This window comes from Chrysiogenes arsenatis DSM 11915 (assembly GCF_000469585.1).
In the GTDB taxonomy this organism is placed as follows: domain Bacteria; phylum Chrysiogenota; class Chrysiogenetes; order Chrysiogenales; family Chrysiogenaceae; genus Chrysiogenes; species Chrysiogenes arsenatis.
This window is the reverse complement of record NZ_KI273144.1, coordinates 299,554-324,039: the sequence shown is the minus strand read 5'-3', so window position 1 is coordinate 324,039 and position 24,486 is coordinate 299,554. Positions and strand designations below refer to the sequence as shown.

General features: G+C 51.6%; 20 protein-coding genes. 15 read left to right on the top strand and 5 right to left on the bottom strand.

From position 1 onward, the window contains the following. The first annotated feature begins 35 nt into the window (after positions 1-35). The 5 genes from P304_RS15610 (at position 36) to P304_RS0112670 (ending at position 4,500) form a co-directional block, all read left to right on the top strand. Positions 36-1,259, top strand: coding sequence for a hydrogenase small subunit (locus P304_RS15610; protein ID WP_201766975.1), 1,224 nt, complete (start codon positions 36-38; stop codon positions 1,257-1,259). A 24-nt stretch (positions 1,260-1,283) separates the two neighbouring features. Continuing rightward, positions 1,284-2,990 (top strand): nickel-dependent hydrogenase large subunit, encoded by a 1,707-nt coding sequence (locus P304_RS0112685; protein ID WP_027390843.1) that lies wholly within the window; start codon positions 1,284-1,286, stop codon positions 2,988-2,990. A 10-nt stretch (positions 2,991-3,000) separates the two neighbouring features. After that, complete coding sequence (gene cybH, locus P304_RS0112680; protein ID WP_027390842.1) at positions 3,001-3,717, top strand: Ni/Fe-hydrogenase, b-type cytochrome subunit; 717 nt, start codon at positions 3,001-3,003, stop codon at positions 3,715-3,717. A gap of 187 nt (positions 3,718-3,904) precedes the next feature. Continuing rightward, a complete protein-coding gene (locus P304_RS0112675) occupies positions 3,905-4,099 on the top strand; it encodes a ferredoxin (protein WP_027390841.1) in 195 nt (64 codons plus the stop codon). Positions 4,100-4,164: 65 nt separating this feature from the next. After that, positions 4,165-4,500, top strand: a complete 336-nt coding sequence (locus tag P304_RS0112670) for a cupin domain-containing protein (RefSeq protein WP_027390840.1) — start codon at positions 4,165-4,167, stop codon at positions 4,498-4,500. Between the two features lie 230 nt (positions 4,501-4,730). On the opposite strand, the gene P304_RS0112665 is transcribed toward P304_RS0112670, so the two are convergent. Then, positions 4,731-6,911, bottom strand: coding sequence for a RelA/SpoT family protein (locus P304_RS0112665; RefSeq protein ID WP_027390839.1), 2,181 nt, complete (start codon positions 6,909-6,911; stop codon positions 4,731-4,733). Positions 6,912-7,172: 261 nt separating this feature from the next. On the opposite strand from P304_RS0112665, the gene P304_RS0112660 reads away from it, so the two are divergent. Genes P304_RS0112660 through gmk form a run of 5 tightly spaced genes read left to right on the top strand, consistent with a single transcriptional unit; the run spans position 7,173 to position 11,125 of the window. Further along, on the top strand, positions 7,173-8,375 hold the full coding sequence (locus P304_RS0112660; RefSeq protein WP_027390838.1) for an enoyl ACP reductase FabMG family protein: 1,203 nt from the start codon (positions 7,173-7,175) through the stop codon (positions 8,373-8,375). Then, positions 8,376-9,320 carry a biotin synthase BioB gene (bioB, locus tag P304_RS15605; RefSeq protein ID WP_051321676.1) on the top strand — a complete coding sequence of 315 codons (945 nt, stop codon included), beginning with the start codon at positions 8,376-8,378 and terminating at the stop codon, positions 9,318-9,320. Beyond that, positions 9,317-10,207, top strand: a complete 891-nt coding sequence (locus P304_RS0112650; protein WP_027390837.1) for a YicC/YloC family endoribonuclease — start codon at positions 9,317-9,319, stop codon at positions 10,205-10,207. The genes bioB and P304_RS0112650 overlap by 4 nt, the downstream gene beginning before the upstream one ends. An 11-nt stretch (positions 10,208-10,218) precedes the next feature. Next, positions 10,219-10,509 carry a DUF370 domain-containing protein gene (locus P304_RS0112645; protein WP_027390836.1) on the top strand — a complete coding sequence of 97 codons (291 nt, stop codon included), beginning with the start codon at positions 10,219-10,221 and terminating at the stop codon, positions 10,507-10,509. Next, the gene (gene gmk / locus P304_RS0112640) at positions 10,502-11,125 is read left to right on the top strand and encodes a guanylate kinase (protein ID WP_034765487.1); all 624 of its coding nucleotides are present in this window, start codon (positions 10,502-10,504) and stop codon (positions 11,123-11,125) included. Before P304_RS0112645 ends, gmk begins: the two co-directional genes overlap by 8 nt. 4 nt (positions 11,126-11,129) lie before the next feature. Here gmk and P304_RS0112635 read toward each other — a convergent pair whose 3' ends face one another. The 3 genes from P304_RS0112635 to P304_RS17545 form a co-directional block, all read right to left on the bottom strand. Next, on the bottom strand, positions 11,130-12,173 hold the full coding sequence (locus P304_RS0112635; protein WP_027390834.1) for an AI-2E family transporter: 1,044 nt from the start codon (positions 12,171-12,173) through the stop codon (positions 11,130-11,132). 6 nt (positions 12,174-12,179) lie between these two features. Next, positions 12,180-13,748, bottom strand: a complete 1,569-nt coding sequence (gene cimA / locus P304_RS0112630; protein WP_027390833.1) for a citramalate synthase — start codon at positions 13,746-13,748, stop codon at positions 12,180-12,182. 234 nt (positions 13,749-13,982) lie between these two features. Then, positions 13,983-16,340: a methyl-accepting chemotaxis protein gene (locus tag P304_RS17545; protein WP_027390832.1), complete on the bottom strand. Its 2,358-nt coding sequence runs from the start codon at positions 16,338-16,340 to the stop codon at positions 13,983-13,985. 300 nt (positions 16,341-16,640) lie between these two features. Between P304_RS17545 and P304_RS16970 the strand changes: the two genes are divergently transcribed. The 5 genes from P304_RS16970 (at position 16,641) to P304_RS0112600 (ending at position 21,381) form a co-directional block, all read left to right on the top strand. Further along, positions 16,641-17,021, top strand: coding sequence for a cytochrome c3 family protein (locus P304_RS16970; protein ID WP_027390831.1), 381 nt, complete (start codon positions 16,641-16,643; stop codon positions 17,019-17,021). 15 nt (positions 17,022-17,036) lie between these two features. Then, positions 17,037-19,415, top strand: coding sequence for a molybdopterin-dependent oxidoreductase (locus tag P304_RS0112615; protein ID WP_027390830.1), 2,379 nt, complete (start codon positions 17,037-17,039; stop codon positions 19,413-19,415). A 103-nt stretch (positions 19,416-19,518) separates the two neighbouring features. Further along, positions 19,519-19,761 carry a chaperone NapD gene (locus tag P304_RS0112610; RefSeq protein WP_027390829.1) on the top strand — a complete coding sequence of 81 codons (243 nt, stop codon included), beginning with the start codon at positions 19,519-19,521 and terminating at the stop codon, positions 19,759-19,761. 2 nt (positions 19,762-19,763) lie between these two features. Next, positions 19,764-20,546, top strand: a complete 783-nt coding sequence (locus P304_RS0112605; protein ID WP_027390828.1) for a 4Fe-4S dicluster domain-containing protein — start codon at positions 19,764-19,766, stop codon at positions 20,544-20,546. Next, the gene (locus P304_RS0112600) at positions 20,536-21,381 is read left to right on the top strand and encodes a 4Fe-4S binding protein (RefSeq protein WP_034765484.1); all 846 of its coding nucleotides are present in this window, start codon (positions 20,536-20,538) and stop codon (positions 21,379-21,381) included. The genes P304_RS0112605 and P304_RS0112600 overlap by 11 nt, the downstream gene beginning before the upstream one ends. Before the next feature lie 102 nt (positions 21,382-21,483). Here P304_RS0112600 and P304_RS15600 read toward each other — a convergent pair whose 3' ends face one another. Next, positions 21,484-24,405, bottom strand: coding sequence for an insulinase family protein (locus P304_RS15600; protein WP_034765473.1), 2,922 nt, complete (start codon positions 24,403-24,405; stop codon positions 21,484-21,486). Positions 24,406-24,486 lie beyond the last annotated feature (81 nt).

Sequence of the window (24,486 nt, the reverse complement as noted above, 5' to 3'; positions counted from 1 at the left end):
ACCATTGAAGTTTTCTCAAGCGAAAGGAGTTTCATATGTTATCTGGTCGTCAAGAGTTAGCCCGTGATGGCGCGATGAGTGCGCTTCTACGTCGGGTGGAAAGTCGTCTTGCAGGCCTGCAAGATCAAGCTCCTGCACGGAGCGACAAAGTTATTGCTGATGAAGCGAGCCGCAGTGGATTAACACGTCGTGATTTTATGAAGTGGGCTACCGCTATGACGGCCGCCATGTCGCTGCCCCCAATTTTTGCTCCGTATGTGGCGCAAGCGGCGCAAGTACTTGACCGTATTCCGGTTATCTGGTTGCACATGGCAGAATGCACCGGTTGTTCAGAAAGCCTGCTACGTACCGATGCGCCGACGATTGACACACTGTTGTTTGACTATATTTCGCTCGAGTACCACGAAACACTGATGGCTGCCGCCGGGTGGCAGGCCGAAGCCAACCTTGAGCACGCCATGGAAACCTACAAAGGCAAGTACGTGTTGTTCGTTGAAGGTGGAATCCCCGCCGGCCAAAGCGCCTTTTACCTGACGATTGGCCCGCAAGCGCATACTGGCGAAGCAATCACGAAAAAAGCCGCTGCTGGAGCTGCCGCTATTTTTGCTATTGGCAGTTGTTCATCATTCGGCGGCGTGCAAGCTGCCAAGCCAAACCCGACGAATGCCCAATCGCTTTCCAAAGTTATCAACAAGCCCGTCATCAATGTTCCCGGTTGTCCACCAAGCGAAAAGAACATTGTCGGCACCGTACTCCACTATGTGTTGTTCGGCACGCTACCGGCCGTCGATCGCCTTGGCCGTCCCAAATGGGCGTATGAATTCCGCATCCACGACCTGTGCGAACGGCGTGGCCGCTTTGATGCTGGCGAGTTCGTCGAACGCTTCGGCGACGATGGTGCCAAAAAAGGGTACTGCCTCTACAAAGTCGGCTGTAAAGGGCCGTACACCTACAACAACTGCTCGCGCGAAAAGTTCAATCAGCACACCAGTTGGCCGATTCAGGCAGGGCATGGTTGCATTGGCTGCTCTGAGCCCGATTTTTGGGATGTAATGGCACCGTTTGAAGAGCCGCGTGCGGATAATCTTTTTGGCCCGCCGTTTGGGAGTGGAGCCGATGCCACGGCAGATAAAGTCGGTATCTTCCTGCTGAGCGTAACCGGTGTCGCTATTGCCACGCACGCCGTGCTCACCACCATTGAAGGAAGTTTCCGCAACCCCAAAGACGAACAAGACAACTCGTCGCCGTCCGACAAGTAACGGTACGACGAAAGGAGAACACCTATGAGTACACAACGTGTTGTTGTTGATCCGATAACCCGCATTGAAGGCCACTTGCGTGTCGAAGTTATCGTTGATCAGGATAATGTTATTCAAGACGCTTTTGCCACCAGTACCCTCTGGCGCGGTATCGAGCTGATTTTGAAAGGGCGCGATCCGCGCGATGCCGGGTTTATGACCCAGCGCATCTGCGGTGTTTGCACCTACTCGCACTACAAAGCCGGCATTGAAGCCGTTGAAAACGCACTTGGAATCGAAATTCCCTACAATGCCACCCTCACCCGCACCCTGATGGCGCAAGCACTCTTTATGCACGACCATCCCGTGCATTTCTACCACCTGCACGGCCTTGACTGGTGCGACATTACGCAGGCACTTTCCGCCGACCCGCGCAAAGCGTCCGATCTGGCCTTCCGCTATGCCGATCTCCCAATTGCAACGGGTGCCGACGAACTGACCGCCGTACAGCGCCGCCTAAAAACCTTCGTCGATAAAGGCCATCTTGGCCCATTCGCCAACGCGTATTGGGGACATAAAACGTATCACTTTACCCCAGAGCAGAACCTGATTGTTGCCTCGCACTACCTCAAGGCGCTCGAAGTACAGCGCAACGCCGCGCAAATGCTGGCACTTTTTGGCGCCAAGCAGCCACATCCGCAATCGCTGACGGTCGGCGGCGTCACCTGCATCATGGATTTGCAGAATCCAGCGCGTCTGGGCGAATACCTGACGAAATTCGAAGAAGTATCCGACTTCATCAACCGCGCCTACTACGCCGACGTCAAAATGGCGGCTGAAGCCTTTATCGGCGAAGGGAGCGTACTGGCCGGCTGTGGGGTGAAAAACTTCATGGCGGCGAAAGAATTCCAGATCAACCGTTCCGAAACCCTTTTTGACAGTGGCATTATTCTCGATGGCGATCTGGGAAAAGTACACGAAATCAACGAATCCAAGATTACCGAAGAAGCAACGCATGCGTGGTACAGCGACAATCAACCCTTTCATCCGTACGAAGGGCAGACCAGCCCGAACTTTACCGGCTATCGCGATGGTGACACGGCCAACGGCAAAGCCAAAATCATCGACGAAAAAGGGAAATATACCTGGGTCAAAGCGCCACGCTACGATGGCAAACCCATGGAAGTCGGGCCATTGGCGCAGATCCTTGTCAGCTATGCCAGTGGCAATGAACGCGTGCAGAAGGTCGTTAACGATTTTCTTGGCGAAACCGGCGTCCCCGTTCCGGCACTTTTCAGCACTCTTGGCCGCACCGCCGCGCGGATGCTGCAAACTAAACTGATTGCCGACCACGGCAAAACCACCCTGATGTCGCTGGTGGAAAACCTGAAAGTCGATCAGGAAACCTGCGCTCCATACGTGATCGATACAAACAAAACCTACCGTGGCCGCTACATTGGCGACGTACCACGCGGGATGCTCAGCCATTGGGTCAACATCAAGGGTGGTGTGATCGAAAACTACCAGTGTGTCGTTCCCACCACGTGGAATGCCAGCCCGAAAGATGCCGCTGGTCAACATGGCCCATACGAAGCGGCGCTGATCGGCACCAAAATGGCCGACCCAACACAGCCGCTGGAAATCGTCCGGACGATCCATTCGTTCGACCCGTGCCTCGCCTGTGCCGTACACGTGATTGACACGCAGGGGAATTCGCTCGCTGAGTACAAAGTCGACCCACTAAGCTGCTGAGGTGAGCCCCATGAAACGTAATCAAAACTGGATCACCGAACAATTTGTCCGGCAATACCGCCTTTCGGCAGAAATGCGCTGGGCACATTGGATTCGCGCCATCGCCATTCTCGCGCTGGTCGTGACTGGCTTTTATCTGGCACGCCCCTACTTAACGCCAGAACCCGTACTTGAACCCGTGAAGTTCCAATACGCCATGTGGCGCTTTGTCCACATCGTCTGCGGCTTTGCCCTTGCGGGAATTACGATTTTCCGGATTTATGTGTTCTTTTTCGACCTGCGTTCGCGCAGAGCTGAATGGACATCGTTTTACACCACATTTAAGCCCAAAACATGGTGGCAACAGCTGAAGTACTACGCACTGCTCAGTGATTCAACAATCGCCAAAGAAGGGATTTATGGCCCATTACAGCACGTGTCGTATATCATGTTGATGCTGATGCTAATTGGCGAAATCCTGACCGGATTTATCCTGCACTCGGCGGGGTATGGACAAGGGCTGGGGGGATTGCTCGGTGAATTTCTGGCACCTCTAACCGTCTGGATGGGTGGACTGGCCGGTGTGCGTAACATTCACTATCTCCTAATGTGGGGGATTTTGATATTCATCCCGATTCACATCTACATGGTCTTTTGGTATTCGAACCGTCATCCGAGTGGATCAGTTGATGCCATTTTTAACGGCTACGTGTTCAAGAAAGTTGACGACAAAAAAACGATGCAGTAATTTTTCACGCCATTTTTTATTCTTAAGCATGGGAAAAGCGCACAGAATGCGTTTTTCCCTTTTTTTTGAATAATTCAAAAATTGACCCGAATCAAGGTTGATATAAGTTCCCCGCGCTATACCTTGGATAGTTGAAAGAGTTTTCGCTTTGCATCAAAACAAAGAACCACGTGGGAGGAAAACTACCATGTCAAAAAAAGTCGCATTACGCACTGAAGAATGTATTGCCTGTGGTCTGTGTTATGGCAGCGTGCCAACTGTTTTTTCGAGTGACGAAGGTGGGCAAGCGTATGTCAGTGATCCTAATGGAGCGGATGAAGCAACGATTCAGAGTGCCATTGATGATTGCCCGGTTTCCTGCATCTATTGGGAAGAAACGTAATACTTTTTGAAACACGCCGCTTTTTTGCGGCAGAATAATAAGAACAGAATTTTGGAGAGTATCGTATGAATCAGCCTTTTATTAAAAATATCCCGTTTAGCGAAAACCTTAACCTCGCCGATCTTGTCGAATATCAAGAAGGTCGCGTGGTGAGTCGTACCTTCGCTCAGCAGCCAGCGGTCAATTTTACGCTGTTTGCCTTTGACAAGGGTGAGCATATCAGCGCCCACTCTGCGCCTGGCGATGCGTTTGTCTACATTCTGGATGGCAAGACCGAAATTACGATTGGCGATAAAGTCGTTATCGCGCAAACCGGCGAAGCGGTTGTTATGCCAGCCAATATTCCTCATGCGTTGAATGCTGTTGAACGGTTTAAGATGCTGCTTGTTGTGGTGAAATAGCGCAGGCGTTTTTGTGATAGCAAAGAACCACCCCGGCAGGCGTTGCCTGCCACCCCTCCGTCGGAGGGGAATGGTGGATAGGTTCCTCCAACGTCGGAGGGGAAGTTCCCTCCCAGTAGAGGCGAATGCGGGGAAATGCCCTAGCGTCGGAGGGGAGTGCAAAAGGGATCTCTCTTTTTCGCCTCAAATTCCCCTCCTTTGGAGGGGTGCCCCGTAGGGGCGGGGTGGTTTTACTGCAACTCAATCACAAATGCCAGTGAGCGCAAGCGACTGCGGATTTTTGTCAATTGTTCTTTGGATTTAATTTCAATGGTAAAGTCGAGAATGACTTGCTCGGTTTTTGGGTCTTTCTTGACCATTTGCAGATTCGTGATATTGGCTTCGTGGTCACCAAGAATACTGCTGATGCTGGCGAGGACGCCTGGTTTATCTTGGCAGAGTACAGAGAGACGGCTTTGAAAGCTTTTCGAAAAGGCTTGTTGGCTCCAGTCTGCGCGGAGCAGTCGATCAGGGAATGATTCTTCGATATGTTTACAGTCTTGGCGATGCACGCTGATTCCGCGTCCATGTGTGACAAATCCAATGATTTCATCGCCGGGAACGGGATGACAGCACTGCGCAATGCGGATAAGGACATCAGAAACCCCTTCCACGATAATGCCTGAGCTGCTGTGTTGGGAACGCTCACGCGCCCCTTCGGCCACGGCTTCGTCTTTATGACGGTCGTGCTCAAGTTGTTGCTTGCGAAGCTCTTCGGCATCGGTAAAAGTTTTATTCAGGAGTGCGGGAATGTCGATGCGATACAGCCCTGCGTCGCGTAGCAGTTCGTCCATGTTGGGGCGACGGGCGTGGTCGAGCAGTTCTCGTTTTTCTTTCTCGCTGAGGTGGTCAAGGCTTTTCTTGATGGTGCGTAAGGCTTTATCGAGCAAATCGTGACCCACTTCAATTGCGCGATCCCGCTCTACTTTATTCAGGTAGGCGTTGATGCGCAGCCGAGCTTTGTTGGTTTGGACGATTTTCAACCAATCTTTGCGCGGGTGTTGTTTTTCTGAGGTGATGATTTCGACGGTATCGCCGTTGTTCAACTTTTGCTTGATCCCCACCATTTTGCCGTTGACAAGCCCTCCGTTGCAGTGATCGCCAACTTCGGAGTGAATGCTGTAGGCGAAATCCAGTACGGTGGCGTCTTCGGGAAGCTCGATGGTATCGCCGCGCGGGGTAAAGACAAACACTTCTTTGATGTAGAGGTCGCGTCGCAGAGCATTGAGGAATTCAGTTGAGTCTTCAACTTCCATCCCCCCTTCGAGCAAGCTTTTCAGCCAACCGAATTTCTGCGTATCGTTGGTGTTCGCGCTTACTCCTTCTTTGTACGCCCAGTGTGCCGCAATCCCTTCTTCGCAGATTTTGTGCATTTCTTCGGTACGGATCTGGAATTCGACTTTGTGACCGCCAGGTCCAATGACGGTCGTATGCAGCGATTGATAGAGGTTCGATTTGGGGTTGGTAATGTAATCTTTCAGTCGATTGGGTACGGCTTTCCAGAGGCGGTGAATTTCGCCGAGTACCATGTAGCACTGCGTTGAATCTTTGGTGATAACGCGCAGCGCGAGCAGGTCAAATAGCTCTTTCGGTGCCACGCCTTGTTTTTTGATTTTTTTGTAAATGCTGTAGTAGTGCTTGGGGCGACCATCGACCGTGCAGGCGATTCCAACGCTGGCAAGGTGCGTCCGAATCGTGTTGACGAGGGTTTCGATGTAGTCACGACGATCGATATTGCCGAGCGATACGGCTTCGTCAATGGTGGCGTACCCTTCGGGATCTAGGTAACGGAGTGAAAAGTCTTCGAGTTCTGTTTTGATCCAGTTGATCCCGAGTCGATGGGCGAGTGGGGCGTAAATTTCCAGTGTTTCTTCGGCAATCAGTTGTTGTTTTTCCGGAGCCATGTGCTCCAAGGTGCGAATGTTGTGCAGTCGGTCGGCAAGTTTGATGAGTAACACGCGGATATCGCGCGCCATTGCAATCAGCATTTTGCGGAGTGTTTCGGCTTTGAGGTCGGATTTGTTACTCTTGCCTACGGCGGTTTCAATTTTCGTTACGCCATCGACCAAAAATGCAATGTCGGAACCGAATTCTTTTTGCAGTTGCTCCGTCGTATGATCGGTATCTTCTACGGTATCGTGTAATAGCCCTGCCGCGACGGTATATGGGTCAAGGCTCATCTGTGCCAGCGTATAGGCTACGGCAAGCGGATGGCTAATATAGGGCTCGCCAGACTTGCGTACCACGCCGCGGTGCGCTTGGGCTGCGAAGATATAGGCTTTATGGACGGGGGTTAAATCGGCATTTTTATGCCGTGTTTGAAGCTCCCGAATGACGTCGTTAATGCGGATGCTGCGAGTAAAAAGGGTCATAGATGGTACGTTCCTTGTCGCTTTCTCAACCAGTGATCCGGTGGTGTTTTATCTCCTTTTATGTTTATTGTGCAAGGGTCAATTACTGCGAGTGGTTCCTCCCTACTGCAGGTGGGCGATGGTTTTTGGTATCTCTGCGTATAAGAAAAGAAGCCCCTGCCGTTTTGGGAAAAAGTATGCTAAAACTGCGAGAAGTATAACAGTACGCGGTGATTTCGTTCGCAAATCGTCGAAAATTTCAGTGATTTAGAGGTATGCACTATGGCGGGAAATCTTCGAGGCCAGAATATATTTTTCTTCGGGTTAATTCGTGAGGACGGTTTTGCTGATTATATTGCAGCCAATTTGCTACGGCGTGGGGCGACTGTATACTGTTTAGCGGCACCAGAACTTACTGAAGAGCGCGAAGCAGAGTTGGCGCTCAGAAAAATTCACGTTATAAAAACACCGCTTTGGTATGGTCTGAAAGATGATGAATACCCAGAAGCGTTTAAATCGCTCAAAAAACCAGAAGATATTTTACACTATGCCGTTGACGATGATTTCATCGATACGGTTTTTGCCGAAAATGAAAAAGCTGCGGCTAACGAAGTGCGGAAAATATTTATCGAACTTGGCATCAAAACTAAAGGCAAAGTTGATGGCATTATTCACATTATGGCGGGCGGGATCCCTCGTACTCGTGGGATGATGATGCTGACCAAGGGGATGCTTGGCACGGCCGATCCAGCGAAGTTTATTCCGATGCAGCGCTTTGTGGAATCGGATGTTTTTCAAAAAATTGTTGCGCGCAATATCAATCTGGTCACTGCCACCAGCTATGAGCACATATTTACTCATGGTAATGCTGTTCTGGCAGCCAATCCGCGTTGTAATATTATCGCTCTTGGCTACAATGGCGAACACATTATGGACACGAACCATCAGTACTCTTTCGCGTCATATCCGGGGTATCTTGTGGGATATGCCAAAAAGCATTTGCTGGAAATTGCCGATCGTTATCGCGCCAAAAGCTACAAGGCTACTGTCGTGAATCTGATGGGTGCGGAAACGGCTTCTACGAATGCCTTTGCAGGGATTGAAAATTTTGTTGTGAATTCATTTCGTCAGATGGATCAGGCGGGGCATGAGATCTCTGCGCTGAAGCAGCAATGCGAAGCCTTGCTCAAGCCAGGAATTACGATGGAGCAGGTCGTTGCGAATGCAGATCAGTATCTCTACGCGCCAGCTATCCAAGGGATTCAGGATGGTTCGTTCCCACTGTTGACTTCGCTTGCCACTGCCGAAGTGACGTTGCAAGTTTCAGAGCAATTTCAGGATTTCCATATCGACCGCAAAAAACTGGTAGCCTATGAAATCAGCCGTTTCGTGAAAACGCTGATGGCGGAGCATTTTTGGGATCAGTTTGACGAGAATACATCAAGTACACTCTTGCTCGATGTGAAGCAGTTGATGGAGCAGTAGATGAATACCCTTCGCCTGCGTCGCTATCTTGAAGAACTCGACCAACACCACGAACTCACCGCGCAAGCGGAAGCGCTTACACGGGCAGCTTGGGGCGATGAGGTGCAACTCTGCACCATCCTGAGCATCAAAACCGCGCCCTGCTCTGAAGATTGCACCTTCTGTGCGCAAAGCAGTCACTATTCGGCTGGGCGTGCTCTGAAAAGCGTGATCATGACGGATAGTGACATCGAAAAAAAAGCGCAGATCACCGAAGAACACGGCATTCGCAACCTCAGCATGGTCTCTTCAGGGCGCGGCTTAAACGAGCGGAGCGATTTTACGCTTCACGAAGCGTTCGCGCGCCAAGCCAAGGAACATGGTCGCCAGTTGTGTGCCTCGCTTGGTTTTCTTGATGAGTATGCTGCGCGGAAACTTGTGTCTTTGGGCGTGGAATACTATCACCATAATCTGGAAACATCGCGTGAACACTACCCGAATGTCTGCGCATCGCATACCTGGGATGAGCGGGTGGCCACCCTGAAACGGGCACGTGCTGCCGGTATGAAGCTCTGCGTCGGCGGAATATTTGGTATGGGCGAAAGCGCAGATGATGTTATTTCCATGGCCAATACAGTGGCCGAACTCGGTGTAGAATCAATCCCATTAAACTTCCTGATTCCCATTGCCGGAACGCCGCAGGGTGATCGCGCTATGATGGATCCTGAACGAGCGCTCCGTTGTGTGGCGGTTTTCCGTTTTCTCAACCCTCAAGCGGTTATCCGCATTTGTGGTGGGCGTAAAGAAGTACTTGGAGAGCGTGAAGGGGATATTTTCCGCTACGGTGCCAATGCCATCATGAGTGGTGGGTTGTTGACAACACAAGGGAGTCCGCATGATGCCGATTTCCGTTTGATAGAAAAAGCCGGCCTGCGCCCGGTACACTACGGGGAGGTTTGTCGATGATCCGCAGCATGACAGGGTTTGGAAGTGGGAGCTGTGCGAACGAGTCACTTGATGTGACCATGGAAATCCGCGCCGTAAATTCGCGCTATTTCGACTTTAATCTCCGGTCGCGCTCGCAGCTTGGTGAAGTCGAAGTCATGATAAAAAACTACTTGAATCGCTACATTGCGCGCGGCAAAGTGGACGTTACGTTGCGCATTAACTTTTTAGATGCTGCCGATCATGCTGTGCAACTCAATCGCCCGCTGGCCGATGAATACTATAAAGTTTTTACCGAAATTGTTGACCGCTACAACCTTGAGCGGGTGGTGACACTCGACCACTTTTTGCAAACCGGAAAGTTGGTTGATGTCGAAGAAACACTGCCGAATCAAAAACTCTTTCAGGAAGCGGTTGAGTTTGCCATGAAAAACGCTGTCACGAAGCTCTTGCGCATGCGCCAGGAAGAAGGCGAGCGTTTAGAGGCGGACATTCTGGCGCGGCTTGATGTGTGCGAAATGAAGGTACTGGAAATAGAAAAAATCGCTGCGGAAGTGCCTCTGCTGCTGTACGAAAAATTGCAGCAACGGATTGCCAAACTCGCAAGTCGTTTGAGTGATGAATTGCAAGTCGATCCGGAACGTATCGCGCAAGAAGTGGCGTTGTTGGCGGATAAAGCGGATATTACCGAAGAAGTTATCCGTTTTGGTTCACACGTGCGGCAATTCCGCGACACCACCGCACGCAAAGAACCTGTCGGGCGAGCGCTGGAGTTTTTACTGCAGGAGATGCACCGCGAAGTGAACACGATGGCTTCAAAAACCAGCGATGGGCGCATCAGCCGTTTGGTAGTGGACGTCAAAGCTGAACTGGAGAAGATCAAAGAGCAAGTCCAAAATATCGAATAAGGTGCCCCGCTATGAGCTCAATGGTCAGTATTGGTTTTGGAAACTATGTCCTGAAAGATAAAATTGTTGCGATTCTTACCCCATCCTCAGCTCCCATGAAACGGTTGAAGGATGAAGCGCGTGAGGCAGGCAAGCTGATTGACGCAACGCAAGGGCGCAAAACGCGGTCAATTATTACAACGACATCCGATCACGTTCTCTTGAGTGCCATTCAGGCTGAAACGTTGGCGCACCGTTTCCACCGGGGCGAATTTACGCCCGAACCCATTTTGCAGGACGAAGGAGCTGACGACGATGAGTAATACGCCCATCAAAAAAGAAGTTGGACAGATCGTCGTCCTCTCTGCGCCGAGTGGCGCTGGAAAAACTACCCTCGCACGCAAATTGGAACGCAGTGTAACGCACGTGCACTTTAGCACCTCACATACCACCCGTCCGCCTCGTCCTGGTGAAGTGAATGGGAAGGACTACTTTTTCGTTGATCTTGAGCGGTTTATCCACTTGATGCAGGCGGGAGAGTTTGTTGAGTACGCAACCGTGCACGGCAATTACTATGGCACTTCAGCGCGTCACCTGCGCGAAGCCGTGGCGGAAGGGAAAACCATTCTGCTCGACATCGACTGTCAGGGCGCGTTTCAGATTAAAGAGAAATTTCCTGAAAGTATTTTGATCTTTATCCTTCCGCCCAGCATAAAAGAATTGCGGGAACGGATTATGAAGCGTGGTAAAGACGATGAAGATACAATCAAAATTCGCTTGGAAAATGCACTCGGAGAAATTGCGCAATATCACCGCTTTGACTACGTGATCGTGAATGAAAATTTCGATGTGGCCTACCGCGAGCTCGAAAGCATTCTGATTGCGCGTAAGCTTCAGGAGCAAGTCAAAGTGCCGCTTGCTGAGTTGATGCACATTTAAAATGCTATTCAGGCACAGAGCTTGCCCACTCCATCCATAATACGCGCAAAAATGCTGCTACGGGCAGCGCAAGAATCATCCCACCAATGCCCATGAGTGCGCCACCAGCCATTAAGGCAAAGATTACCATGGCGGGGTGTAATCCCAGCGATTCGCCAATAATACGTGGCGTGATCACATTCGTTTCGATGACTTGCACCACCGAAAAGCCAATCAGCACCGCGAGGAGATGAAACAACCCCTCAAACTGCAAAAAGGCGAGCAGCAGCGAAACGCCTAATCCTACGGCTAGGCCAAGATAGGGAACCACGCTCAGTGCTCCGGCAATAATTCCCAACAAGAACGCTGGTTTCACTCCAACAATCAGCAAGACAACGGAATAGGCCGCCATGAGAATCATCGAAACAATAATTTGACCGCGAAAGTAACGACTCAGAATGGTGTTAAACGACTCAAAGTATTTTCCGCCATCCCACTGGTATTTATTCTGTACGAAGCGGAGCGATTTTTCCATGATTGAGTTGAAGTCACGCAGAAAATAGAACACCAGAATGGGAATTAAAAGCAGATTGAGCGTCCAGACGCCGATGGCTCCGACCGATGTGGCCACGGAACCAATGAACGTGGCGCTATAGCTGGAAAGCGATGCCGCTTTTTCGATGGCCATACGGCGCACGTCTTCGAGTGAAAGGTCGACTCCCAGTGTTGTAAGATGGTGTTGCAGCAGGTTGAAAGCAATTTCAGCGTATCGTGGCAGGTTGCGCGCCAGTGAAGCTGCTTCGGCGGTCAGAATCGGTACGAGCCAGTATAAAATAGCTCCACTGATCAAAAATCCACTGCAAAACAAGAGGGTAATAACCAGTGTGCGCCCCGCACCGCGCCTTTCCAGCTTGTCTACTAATGGATTTAACAAGTAGGCGATCACAAAGGCGATGCCGAACGTGGTCAGGATGTCCTGCACTTGCCAGGCCAGCAGGAAAACCCCCACAACCCCGAGTGCGATAATGATGTGGCGCAGACGGAGTTGTAGGGTAATGAGTGTGTCCATTGTGCGTTAGATTCTCTCTTTGTACAGTTTATAAATGACCGAGTCGACCAGTGCCAAGTATGACGCGCGGATGATATCGTGATGGACGCCCACCGTCGACCAGTTCTCTTTTCCATCGCTTGATTCGATCATAACACGGGTTTTGGCGCGCGTGCCAACCGTTGTATTCAAAATCCGTACCTTGTAGTCGACCAATTGCACTTCTTTGAGGATTGGATAAAAGCGCTCCAGTGCTTTATTGAGTGCGTTGTTAAGCGCGTCAACCGGCCCTTCGCCGAGCGCGGCTGTGTGCTGAATCGCTCCCGAAGGATCTTCGATCCGCACTGTCGCTTCGCTGATCGGGTTAGCATCGCCCTCGCGCCGTTCGTCAATCACGCGGTAGCCGCGCAGTTTGAAGTAGTTCGGCAGATTGCCTTTGGCCTTTTGGATGATCAGTTCTAGGCTCGCTTCTGCCCCTTCGTAGGCATATCCTTGATTTTCTAATTCTTTAATCTCGTCAACAACCCCTTGCAGCGCTGGATCGTTGATGTCGATATCCAGCCCAAGTTCTTCCACTTTATACTGAATATTCGACTTGCCACTGAGGTCGCTTACCAGCACGCGGCGGCGGTTGCCAACATTTTCTGGTTTGGTGTGTTCGTAGGTATCGGGATCTTTCAGGATGGCCGAAACGTGGATGCCACCTTTGTGAGCAAAGGCGCTCTTGCCCGTGTAAGGCTGATTTTTCCAGTCGCCAAGGTTTGCTAGTTCGCGGATAGAGCGGCTCAGGCGGGTGAGCTTGCGCAGGCTTTCGTCGCTGACACAGTCAATCCCCATCTTGAGCTTCAGGCCGGGGATGATGCTGATGAGGTTGGCATTGCCGCACCGCTCGCCAAAGCCGTTGATGGTTCCCTGCACCTGAGTGATGCCGTGCTGAACCGCCATGAGTGAATTTGCGACCGCCATTTCGCCATCGTTATGGGCGTGGATGCCAAGCGGCACGGAAATATGTTTTTTAACTGCTTCGACGATTTGACCGATTTCCCACGGCAACGATCCGCCGTTGGTGTCGCACAGAATAATCTGTTGGGCGCCGCCGCGTGCGGCTGCTTTGAGCGTTTCGATCGCGTAATCAGGATTTGCCTTATAGCCATCAAAAAAGTGTTCCGCATCATAGAAAACCTCTTCCATGTGGCGGCAGAGGTAGCTTAGCGAATCTTCGATAATTTCAAGATTCTGCTCCAACGTAATGCGCAGCGCATCGGTAACGTGAAAATCCCAAGTTTTTCCGAAAATACAGGCCACCGGCGCTTTTGAGTCCAGGAGAGCCTGAATGTTTGGATCTTCCTCGCACGTCAGTTTGGCGCGCCGCGTTGAGCCAAAGGCCGAAATACGGGCGTTTTTCAGAGGAATCTGGGCAATAGCGCGGAAAAAGTCGATATCCTTGGGGTTAGAGCCAGGCCACCCCCCTTCGATGTAGTGCACACCAAAATCATCAAGGAGCTGGGCGACGTGAACTTTATCTTCAACTGTAAAGGAAATGTCTTCCGATTGGGTGCCATCGCGCAGTGTGGTATCGTAAATTTTTACGCTCATTCGGTTGCCTCCGTGAGTTTATGAAATGCAAACAGTTATCACAGGCCGACCGTAAGGGTCAATCGGAATATAACAGGGTTTTCTTGCGCGATCATGATTCGCACGTGCTTATTGCGGACAGGCTCAGTGTGTCAGGATTTTTGTGTCCGAACCATTCAATTGTATTTTAACCGCAGGCGCTGTGACTCTGTCGTGCGGTGCTATGCGAGAGTTTTGGTGGCTAGTCACCGAGCATTACTTGATAACTGCCAATCCCTTCTGACAGGCACTCATTGTGGAATATTTCTCTATCAATTGATCGACTATTGTAAGGAAGGCATGGATTGCTTCTAGGAACTGCAGGCGGCGTTCTTCGAGCGTTTTATCGTCGGCGTGACCGATAGATTCGACGAGAGCGCGACCTAAGGCGTGCACTCGCTTGTGCGGCTCGGTGAGCGACTGGTAGAGCGGATCGTTGCGGAAGGCATCCATTGCTGATGTTGCACAATATTTGCCGAAGGCGCAGTTTTGGTGATCGGGTAAACTCAGATTGCGCTGCTCGCTCAGCACGGCGCCCAACACTTTATGCAGAAACAAAACGTGCGTCACTTTGGCGATAATGAAGGGTGTCGCACGGTTGTTTGTATTGAATGGTTGGTAGAGATTGCGCAGTTCTTCGACGGTAGCGACAAACACGTCGGTGTCGTCGCCCAAGATGCGCACCTGTTCGTTGAGTCGTTCTGAGCGTCCGGCAAGCTGCTCGATGTTGCCCGCTACTTGATTGGTTGTAGCGGATTGTTCTTCCAGAGCAGCGCTAATGCTCAGGATCATTTCGCCCATTTCCTCAATGGCGGCCATGATTTCTTGGAAACTGCTTTGGGCGATCTGCGATGTTTTGGCTTGCTCGGCAATCATGCCGCTGGCTTGACGCGCACTGACTGTGGCGCGTTCAATTTCTTCGAGAATGGTCTGAATTGATTTTTCGATCTGCTTCGTAGACTGTTGTGTGTTTTCGGCGAGTTTGCGCACTTCGTCGGCAACGACGGCAAAACCGCGACCAGCTTCGCCAGCGCGGGCGGCTTCAATGGCAGCGTTCAGTGCCAAGAGATTGGTTTGATCGGAAATGTCGTTGATAACGGTGACGACGCTGCCGATGTTGCGCGCACTGGTTTGTAGTTCGTTGATTTCCCCCGCGAGAGTTTCGATTTCGTGTTGGAGCTGCATCGCACTGCGCGTGCTGGCTTCCAGCTTTGTCGCGCCTTCACGCGCCAATTTGACCGTGGTCTCTGCTGAATCGGCGGAGGTGGTAACGCTGCGTGAAATTTCGTTAATCGTAGCGCTCATTTCGTGTGCCGCTGCCGATAGCTCGTTGGTGGTATCGAGGTTGCGTAGACTGGTGTAGCGCACGCGTCCCATCACTTCCAGCACTCCGGCGGTTGCGCCGGATGTTTTTGCGATCAGATTCATCGTTTGACCGATATTGCAATCAATATTCGTGATGAAGCTGTTGAAGGACGCGCTGAGGCGGGCAAGCTCATCGCTGCCGCTGTCATCAAGACGTTGCGTCAGATCGCCACTGCCAGAGGCAAACTCGCGGGCGCGGGAGTTAATGCGCGATATGCTGCGCCCAATGGCATCGGCGATAATTAAGGCGAGTGCGGCCGCTATTACGACGGCGGCAATGGAAAGTATCAGTGTGAGCGTAAGTTGTGCTTCAGCGCTGGTTAATTGTTGTTGGAGCAACGCTTCGAGCTCGCTGGCTACGCTGTCTTCAAGGATTTTCATTTGGTCGATAAAAGCGGTACTCGCACGAAACCACTGCTGGGGCTGAATGCCAAAATTTCCTGTTGTTGCTTTGGCAAAGGCTGTTTCGCGCATTTGGAGCACGGTGCGCAATTCTGAACTGTTTTGCAAAGTTTCTAAACGGTTCAGTGTTGAAGGATTGGCTTGCGAAGTAAAGAGATCCAGCGCGGTTTGCTGCTGTGCGAGAAGTGAAATGAAGAGCTGATATGCCTCTGGAGTAAATTCATTCCGCGCAAAAACGCCGTTCAGTGTGGCTCTTTCTTGGCCCATAGCTTCTTTTGCTTGCATGATACTGGCGTAAGCTATCAAGTTGCGGGAGATTTGCCCGTCTTCCGATTGGTGTGTAATGCGTGCAACGCTAGCAAGGAACTTTTGAATGATTGCCGAATAGGCGGAAATGGCTTCAGTGGTTGGGATAGAAAGGGCATCAATACGGCTTCGGGTGGCAGTGAGCGTCCCTAAAAGGGTGAGTGCTTCGTTGAGAGCGGCATCGCGCTCTTGTGTTAAAGCCGATTGGAGCGCGCTCAGAGCGCGGTCAGTCTGTTGCCGTTCATGGTTCACTTCATTGCGAAACTGACTCCCTTGCGAGGAGAGAAATCCCGCGCTAACACCGCGTTCCAGTTGCATTTCATGGATAAACCGACCAATGTATACCGAAATGGTTGCTTTCGCGTGCAGGTCATTGATCATAGTGGTTTGTTTCCATGAGCTATGGACTAACAATCCGCTTACGGTAATCAGTGCACAGAGCGGAATCAGGACGATTATGCCGAGTTTGATTTTAATGCTCAGGCGGGACAACCAACGCATGCGAACCCCTTAATGAAAAGAATTTCCGCACCCTCAGTGCGAAGTGTCATAAAAGTAACACAACGCTTGTGGGTGAACAACGGTTATTAAATTGCCGCTGGTCGTTTTATTATCTGTTGTTTAGTAACGTGCTTAATTCTGATTTGCATTGTAATTCTTTAAATAAAAAGCTTTTTTATTACGGCCTAGCGGTTCACTTCGAGTGGCATGATTCTTGCTCATATATTCACAATGCATTGAGTGATGAGCGCATATAGCATGTGCATTTCATCACGAAAAAAAACTCTCTGGAGGTGCCTCTTGAAAAAGACTCTATGGCTCTCTCTCCTTGCTGGAGCCTGCGTCTGGATGCTGATTGGATTGAGCATGGTGACAACTGTTTCTGCCGAAGGTAGCCGGAAACATGTGACTCCGATGGGGAAACAGGATTGCTATGCGTGTCATGTGAATGTTTCTCCGACAGTAGCGGCTGAGTGGCAGGAAAGCGCTCATGCTATGACGGGAATCAAGTGTGGCGTGTGCCACGGTGACGAGAAAAATTTCCAGTCAAAACCATCGCAACAGCAGGTTTGTATCGGCTGTCATGCGGCTGAAGTGCAACATACACCGGAAGGACGTAGTTGTACGGCATGTCACCCAGTTCACCGTTTTAGCGTTCACAGCAAACCGTTGCGCCAGTAGTTAAGGGAGGATGTAATGCAAATGAACCGGAGAAATTTTTTGAAAGCCTCTATGGTCACCAGTGCCATAGCTGCTTCTGGAGTGTCGTTTTCAGCCATGGCCAATGCCACAAACAAGGACGGTGTTGATAAGTGGGTGAAAGGTGTTTGCCGTTTCTGTGGAACCGGCTGTGGTGTGTACGTTGGTGTCAAAGATGGCAAGCTTGTCACGATTAAAGGGAACCCGGAAGCCAAAACCAATTTCGGTTTTCTGTGCGTAAAAGGGTTCGCCGCGTACAAGTCTATGTACCATCCGGATCGTTTGACGCATCCGCTGATTCGTCAGGCTGATGGAAAGTTTAAGAAAGCGTCGTGGAACGAAGCGCTGGATCTTGTCGCGAACAAGTTCAAGTATTTCCACGAAAAATTTGGCAAAGACTCTGTGGCCTACTATGGCTCAGGGCAGTGCACAACTGAAGAAACCTACACCTTTAATAAGCTCTGGAAGGGTGGTTTCCGCAGCAATATGGTCGAAGGAAACCCGCGCCTCTGCATGGCGAGTGCGGTTGGTGGATATATTTCCACCTTTGGTGCCGACGAGCCAGCGGGGTCGTATGCCGATATTGAAAAATCAAAGTGTATCTTCCTCACGGGCTCCAACATGAGCGAGTGCCATCCGGTGCTCTTCCGTCGTGTTATGCGCCACAAGCGCAATAATCCGGAAGTCAAAATCATCGTGTGTGAACCACGCAAAACCTCTACCTCGGCTATTGCTGATTTGTGGTTGCCCGTTGATCCAGGAACTGACCTTGCGGTTTTCCATAGCATGGCCTATGAAATTCTTCGTAATAACTGGCAAGATAATGGGTTTATGGAGCGTCATACCCGCATTACCGATGGCAAAGAGCCCGTAACGCTCGAAAACTATAAGAAGTTTTTGGAGCAGTTTACCCCGGAAGCGGCTGAAAAAGTTACCCGCTGCCCGGCAGAAAACATCCGTAAAGCGGCTGAATGGTTTGCCACCAGTGGTGCTTCTATGTCGATGTGGTGTATGGGCTTGAACCAGCGTACTCGTGGTGTGTTTGCCAACAACCTGATTCACAACTTGCACCTGATTACTGGCAATATTGGCAAGCCGGGGGCGGATTCCTTCTCGCTTACCGGACAACCGAATGCCTGTGGTGGCGTGCGCGAAGCTGGAGCTCTGTCGCACTTACTGCCTGGCACGAAGCCAGTCGCCAACGACGCGTGGCGTGCACACGTGGAAAAAATGTGGAAGCTCGAACCGGGGACGATTGATCCGAAGCCGGGTTTCCATACCATGAAAATGTTCGATAGCCTTGGTGGCGAAAATGACGCGGCCAAGCCGATTAAAGCGATGCTGGTCACTACAACCAACCCCGCGCAGAGCCTACCGAACCTCAATAAGTACCTCAAAGGGATGGACGACGCTTTCCTTGTCGTGCTGGATATCTTCCCGACGCGTACCACACAGTTCGCTGATGTTATTTTACCCGCAGCATTCCTTTATGAAAAAGGTGGCGTGTATGGTTGTTCCGAGCGGCGGAGCCAGCACACGGAAAGAGCAGTCACCCCTCCAGGCGAAGCGAAAGCTGACCTGTGGATTGCCACCCAGATTGCCAAACGGATGGGACTTGAAAAACTCATCCCGTGGAATATGGATGACACCATGAAAGCGGGCGAAATGGCGTGGAACGATTACACCGATATTACCAAAGATACCGGCCACACCCTGCGCGGCGTCAGCTACCAGCGCCTACGTGAAAGTGTAGACGGTTTCCAGTGGCCAGTGCCAACTGCTGATCACCCCGGCACGTACAAGCGCTACGTCAAAGGGATGGATCCGCACCTTGAGGGCCTGCAAAAAGCGGGAACGGTCCCTGCCGATGCTACGATTTACTTCTATGACGATGCCAAAAAAGAAGGAAAAGCGAATATCTTCGTTCGCCCTTATCAGGGTGGCGCCGAAGTGCCGGATGCCGAGTATCCGTTTTTCTTCACTACGGGTCGCGTTGTAGAACAGTGGCACACCGGAACCATGACGATGCGTATCCCAGAAATCGCCCGTTCGCACCCCAACGACTATCTGGAAATCAACCCTGAAGACGCCAAGCAATACAAAATCGCCAATGGCGATATGGTCAAAGTCACCAGCCGTCGCGGCGAGATCATCCTTCCCGCACGTCTGACCGATGGCACTATGACGGGCGTTGTCTTTACCCACATGCACGATCAAGCCAAAGAGCGGATGTGTAATTTTGTCACCAACGATGCGGTTGACCCCGGATCAGCGGAACCGGAATACAAAATTGCCGCCGTAAAAATCGCTCGTGTGGGCGGCCCACGTGACGTGGCGGATGGGTATGTTATCAGTGACGTAAACAGCCGCATGTAATTATAACAGTTTACCCCATACCTCCTTTTTTATACCTGCTTTTCAGCCCGCCCACGGTTCGTAAGACCCGGGCGGGCGCTCTTTATCCTGGAAAGGTGTTTTTATGATTATCGCAACTTCGATCTTAATTTTTGAAAACAGTTTTGATGAAACCGCCCAGCACGAACTTGCCGCATTTGACGGAGTTGAAGTCCATGCCGTTTCCGACGATCAACGCCAAGTTGTCATTTGCATCGAGCGCGAATCACTCAAAGACGTTGAAGCACTGGATGAATCGTTGCGGAAAATCTCTGGTGTGATCGACATCGCCCACCATGCCGTCAATTTTGAAGAAGAAGTGCTGTAAGGATGAGTGCGCTGCTGGAATGGGTGCGCACCCTTCTGAATGAAAACCCCTTTAAGACGCATCTATTGATGGATCAAATGCGCCCACCGGGAGCGGTAGCGGAAGCACAATTTATGGAGCGGTGCATTCGCTGTGCGCGTTGCATAGAAGTGTGTCCATATGAATCAATTCAGCGCGCAAAAGTGTACGACAAGCTCCAAATTGGTACACCGTACATTTACGCTCAGGAACGCGGCTGTTACCTGTGTATGCTCTGTCCGCCAGTCTGCCCGACGGGAGCGCTTGACCCTACCGTGCTGGAACCGGAAGCTGTCAGAATCGGCATTGCCCGTATTGACGAAGAACGTTGCCTGAACTACCTCTACGAACGCGACGAGCTACAGGGAGTTTCCCGCACCGGAAGCGCCAAAATCTGCAACGTCTGCTTTAATGTTTGCCCACTACGCGACCACGCGATTGAACTGAAAGGCGGCCTGCTGCCAACCATCACCGAAAAATGTGTTGGTTGTGGCGCCTGTGTTGAAAAATGTCCAACCGAACCGCGCTCAATTACTATTATCCCCGAAGGGATGGTCGATGAGCACCACAGTGGCATTCATCACCTCCGCACACGCCGCATGAGTGCCGAGAAATCTGAAACTTCGCCACACAGTGATATATATCGCCACAAAGAGCTGATGGAGCGCAAACGTGAGCTTTCTCCCGAAGGGGTCAACAACCCCTTTGAATTTAACTTTAAAGGGTCGGGCGAAGTAGAAGGATGGGGGGTGACGTATGAAGACTAATCGACGTACGCGCCTTACTACCATTGTTTTCTGGCGTCGCCTTGTGCAATTCAGTGTCTTGGCCGCTATTTTTGTGATCCCATGGATGAACGTGCATAAAATCTACTTTGCCAAAGGGACATTCTACTCGCTTGACGTTGGCGATATTGCCGTCGCCGATCCCGTTGCCGTTTTTCAGGTGATGCTCACGTCGGCGCTTATTTCATCAGCGATGTTGGCGTCACTGGTGGTACCGCTTCTGTTGATGCTCATACTCGGGCGAGTGTGGTGCAGTTGGCTCTGCCCGTATTACCTTTTTTCTGACCTCATCGCAGGAATGCGCCGACGCCTCGGCTTACGTGCGGTTCCGACCAATGCTCGGTTGCAATCGGCTTCGCGTGCCAACATATTCCGCTATGGATTTTTACTCGCGGGACTGCTGGTCGTCGGCATTGCCGGAGTGCCGCTACTGACATTGATACTGCCGCCGGGTCTGATTTCGTCGCAGGCATTGGTGTTGGTCAAGTTTGGTACGCTGACATTTGAAATTGCCATTATTCTTACCCTGCTGATGGTTGAAGCCTTCTATGCGCCACGCTTCTGGTGCCGCCTCTTTTGTCCGACCGGAACGTGCCTGTCATTTTTTAAAACGGAACGTGGAATGCACATCACGCTTGACGATGCAAAATGCTCGCAGTGCGGTCAATGCGCCAAAGTGTGCCCTATGGGACTTGACCCACGCACCGAAGGGAACAATGCGCTGTGCCATAACTGTGGTGATTGCATTGACCATTGCCCAGCAGCGCAACGAGGGAAATCGCTCTGTTTTGGATTTGGATCGGAGCCGGGAAAATAAACGACGACGGGCGATCACATGAGATCGCCCCTACGAAAGTACCGGATAATGGTTTTTGTTGGTCTCTGTAGGGGCAGACCTGCGTGTCTGCCCTTCCTTTTCTTACACGAGCGTAGTTGTTTCCAATCCCAGCTTCCGTAGTTTCTCCCCATTTTCCACGCGCGAAACAACCGCCATACTGGCTGCTTCTGGTTGAAGATACGTGCTGGCAACACGTTGCAAATCGTCAAGCGTGACGCTGAGTACCCGTTCGCGGTAGCGTTGCCGCTGTTCCGGTGTGCGGCCTAGCAGTTGGTTATGGAAGGCTTTTTTCGCTTCGCCAGCGGGCGAGCCGGGTTTATCCATATTGCCGATCACGCCGAGGATGGCTTCTTCGACGTGGCGCCATTCATGCTGCTCTTGGAGTAACCACTGCACCGATTGGTCGAAGTCGGCCAGCGTTTCTTCCATTCGTGGGTCGCGATACGAGTAAAAGCGGAAGGCTGCAACGTCGGAATCTTGATTGGCGCCACCGCCGTAGGCTCCACCCTGTTCGCGGATGGCGCGGTGCAAATATCCATTACGCAGGAACCCGCCCAGCACGGAAAGTACCGGCGCATCGGGGTGGTCAACCGGAACGGTCGGGTACGCTTTGGCACAGAAATTGACTTGCGTGTTTGTCAGCCACCCTTGACGGCTGGTTTGTCTGACGGCGGACAAGGCAAATGGTTGATATGGCGCCTGTTGCAGTCCGCTGTTTTCCCAGAGCGAGCAGACTTGCGGCGTAGCACTTTGGAGTATTTCATCTTCGCCGATGAGAAGGATTTGACGCGGCGCGGCTTGAATGCGGCGGTGAATTTCCGCCAGTCCAGCGGCAAAGGCGGCCAGCGCATCGTTGTTTTCCAGTTTTTGTTCAATGATTTTCGTATGGCGAATGCCTGCCAGCCCGCGCAGGCGATGCGACAAGGCCGCTACGGGACTCATGCCGCTGCTGGCTGCCAGCATAGCCAGTGTATGCCCGCTACCCGTCACACTTTGCATTTGGCTGGCTTTGAGTTGCGAAATAACTTCATGGATATGATCGAGTTCATCAAAACGGACATGTTGGAACATTTCCACCATCAGTTCGGTCATCGGTTGGCAATTGCGCGCCAAGGCTTTGGTGCCGATGATAAAGTGTCCTTTGATGCTCTGCACGTCATCGATAGCGCCGCGCACGTTGGTATGGGCGTGAATGCCGCCACACACGCGCGATTGCCAGACTTGGGCTTCGCGGTAGTCGCGCGCACCGATGCCAAGTTCGGTGAGTAAAACGGAGTAGTAAGGGAGCAGGTTGAGAAGTTCGTCGTCAAGCTGCGGGAGATCGACAATGAGCTGGGCATACACGAGGCCGTTGGTTCCGGCGCTATAGCGTGTGGCGGGGATGGTTCCCGCAAGTGTTTCGCCATGAAAAACAGGCAGTGTGGCGGGCACGTCTTCAAGCCCAACTTTGGGGAGTGTTTCGGGGTCAAGTTTTCGCTCTTGTCTGGCGCTTAACTGCGCGGCAAGCTCAATAAGCTCCGTTTTTTGTTCTGCCGTCAGTTGCGTTTTAATGGCATTAAGGCGGTGGGTTTCGGCGGCGTCACGCCGCTCGCCAAATCCTGTGTCGGGCTTGAGCGTCAGGCGCACCATGTGGGGATTATCCAGCAGGAATTGTCGTACGAGCGATGGGATAAAATCGGGACTTTGCGCTTCTTGACGCAGTTTAACCAGGACGCGATCAATGTTGAGCGCGCCGGCGACATCGCCACGATGCACGGCTTGCCCCATCGTGCCAAGGATGAGTTGCAGGCCGTACGGGTAGCTATCGCCACTGATTTCGCGCTGACCGAGTTCGATTTGATGCAGCACGGCTTCGACCAGTTCCGGCGCAACGCCGTTTTCGGCCACATCGCGTAGCACGTCGTAGATCAGTTGTTCTACGGCAGCGGCATGTTCAGGGTCGCTCCCTTCGAGTCCGCAGGCAAATACCATTTCGCGGTGCGAATCTTCGAGACCGCAGAGGGGCGATGGCGAGCTGCCAAGATCCGATGTTTCCAGTGCGTGCAGCAGCGGCGAACCACTGTTGTCGAGCAAAACATCTGCCAGCAGTTCGGCGCGCAGCGAGGTTTCCAGATCAACGCCGGAACCAATTAACCATCCGAGGACGATATGTGTTTTCCCTTCCATAGCATCGTCACTCAGCGGGTAGCTTTCTTCGACCCGCACGGGCGCGTGATACCGCTTTTCGGCAGGAACGGTGATGATTTCGTCAAGCTTTTCAAAGCGGTGGAGTACGCGCTCCTGAAAGATCTGCTGGTGTTCTGACGCAGGGATATTGCCATACGTCATAAAAACGGCATTGGTGGGGTGGTAGTGGGTACGATAGAACGCGACCAAATCGGTATAGCTCAGGTCGACGATACATTCAGGATCGCCGCCGCTATTGTGATGATAGGTGGTTGTCGGGAATAGGTAGCGGGTAAGCGATTGCCAGAGGATGCTGGAAGGAGAGCTCATCGCCCCTTTCATTTCGTTGTACACAACCCCTTTAAACATGAGCGGTGAGTCGGGATTGCCCGGTTCGGCAAACTCTAAACGATGCCCTTCCTGAGCAAAGTCGAGTGGGTCAAGATTGGCAAAGAATACGGCGTCGAGGTAGACGTCAAGCAAGTTGGCAAAATCTTTGCGGTTTTGACTGGCAAACGGGTAGGCGGTCCAATCGCTGCTGGTAAAGGCATTCATAAAGGTATTCAGCGAGCGGCGAATCATCATGAAAAAAGGGTCGCGCACGGGGTATTTTTCGGAACCGCACAGGGCGGTGTGTTCAAGAATATGGGCAACACCTGTCGAGTCGGTGGGGACGGTGCGGAGGGCTACCAAAAAAACATTTTCGGGATTTTCCGGGGCGTCAAAGTGGAAGTGTTGCGCGCCGGTAACGCGGTGACGGTATTCTACAACCGTGAGTTTGAGTGAGTCGATGGTTTCAGAACGTATCCATTCGAATGATTCGTGCGCGATAGTCATGAGGCTCCTTTGTGGGGAAAGTGATGACGGTAGGTATACGTGAAAATGGAAAAAATGAGAAGGGCAAGCGGGAGAATACCA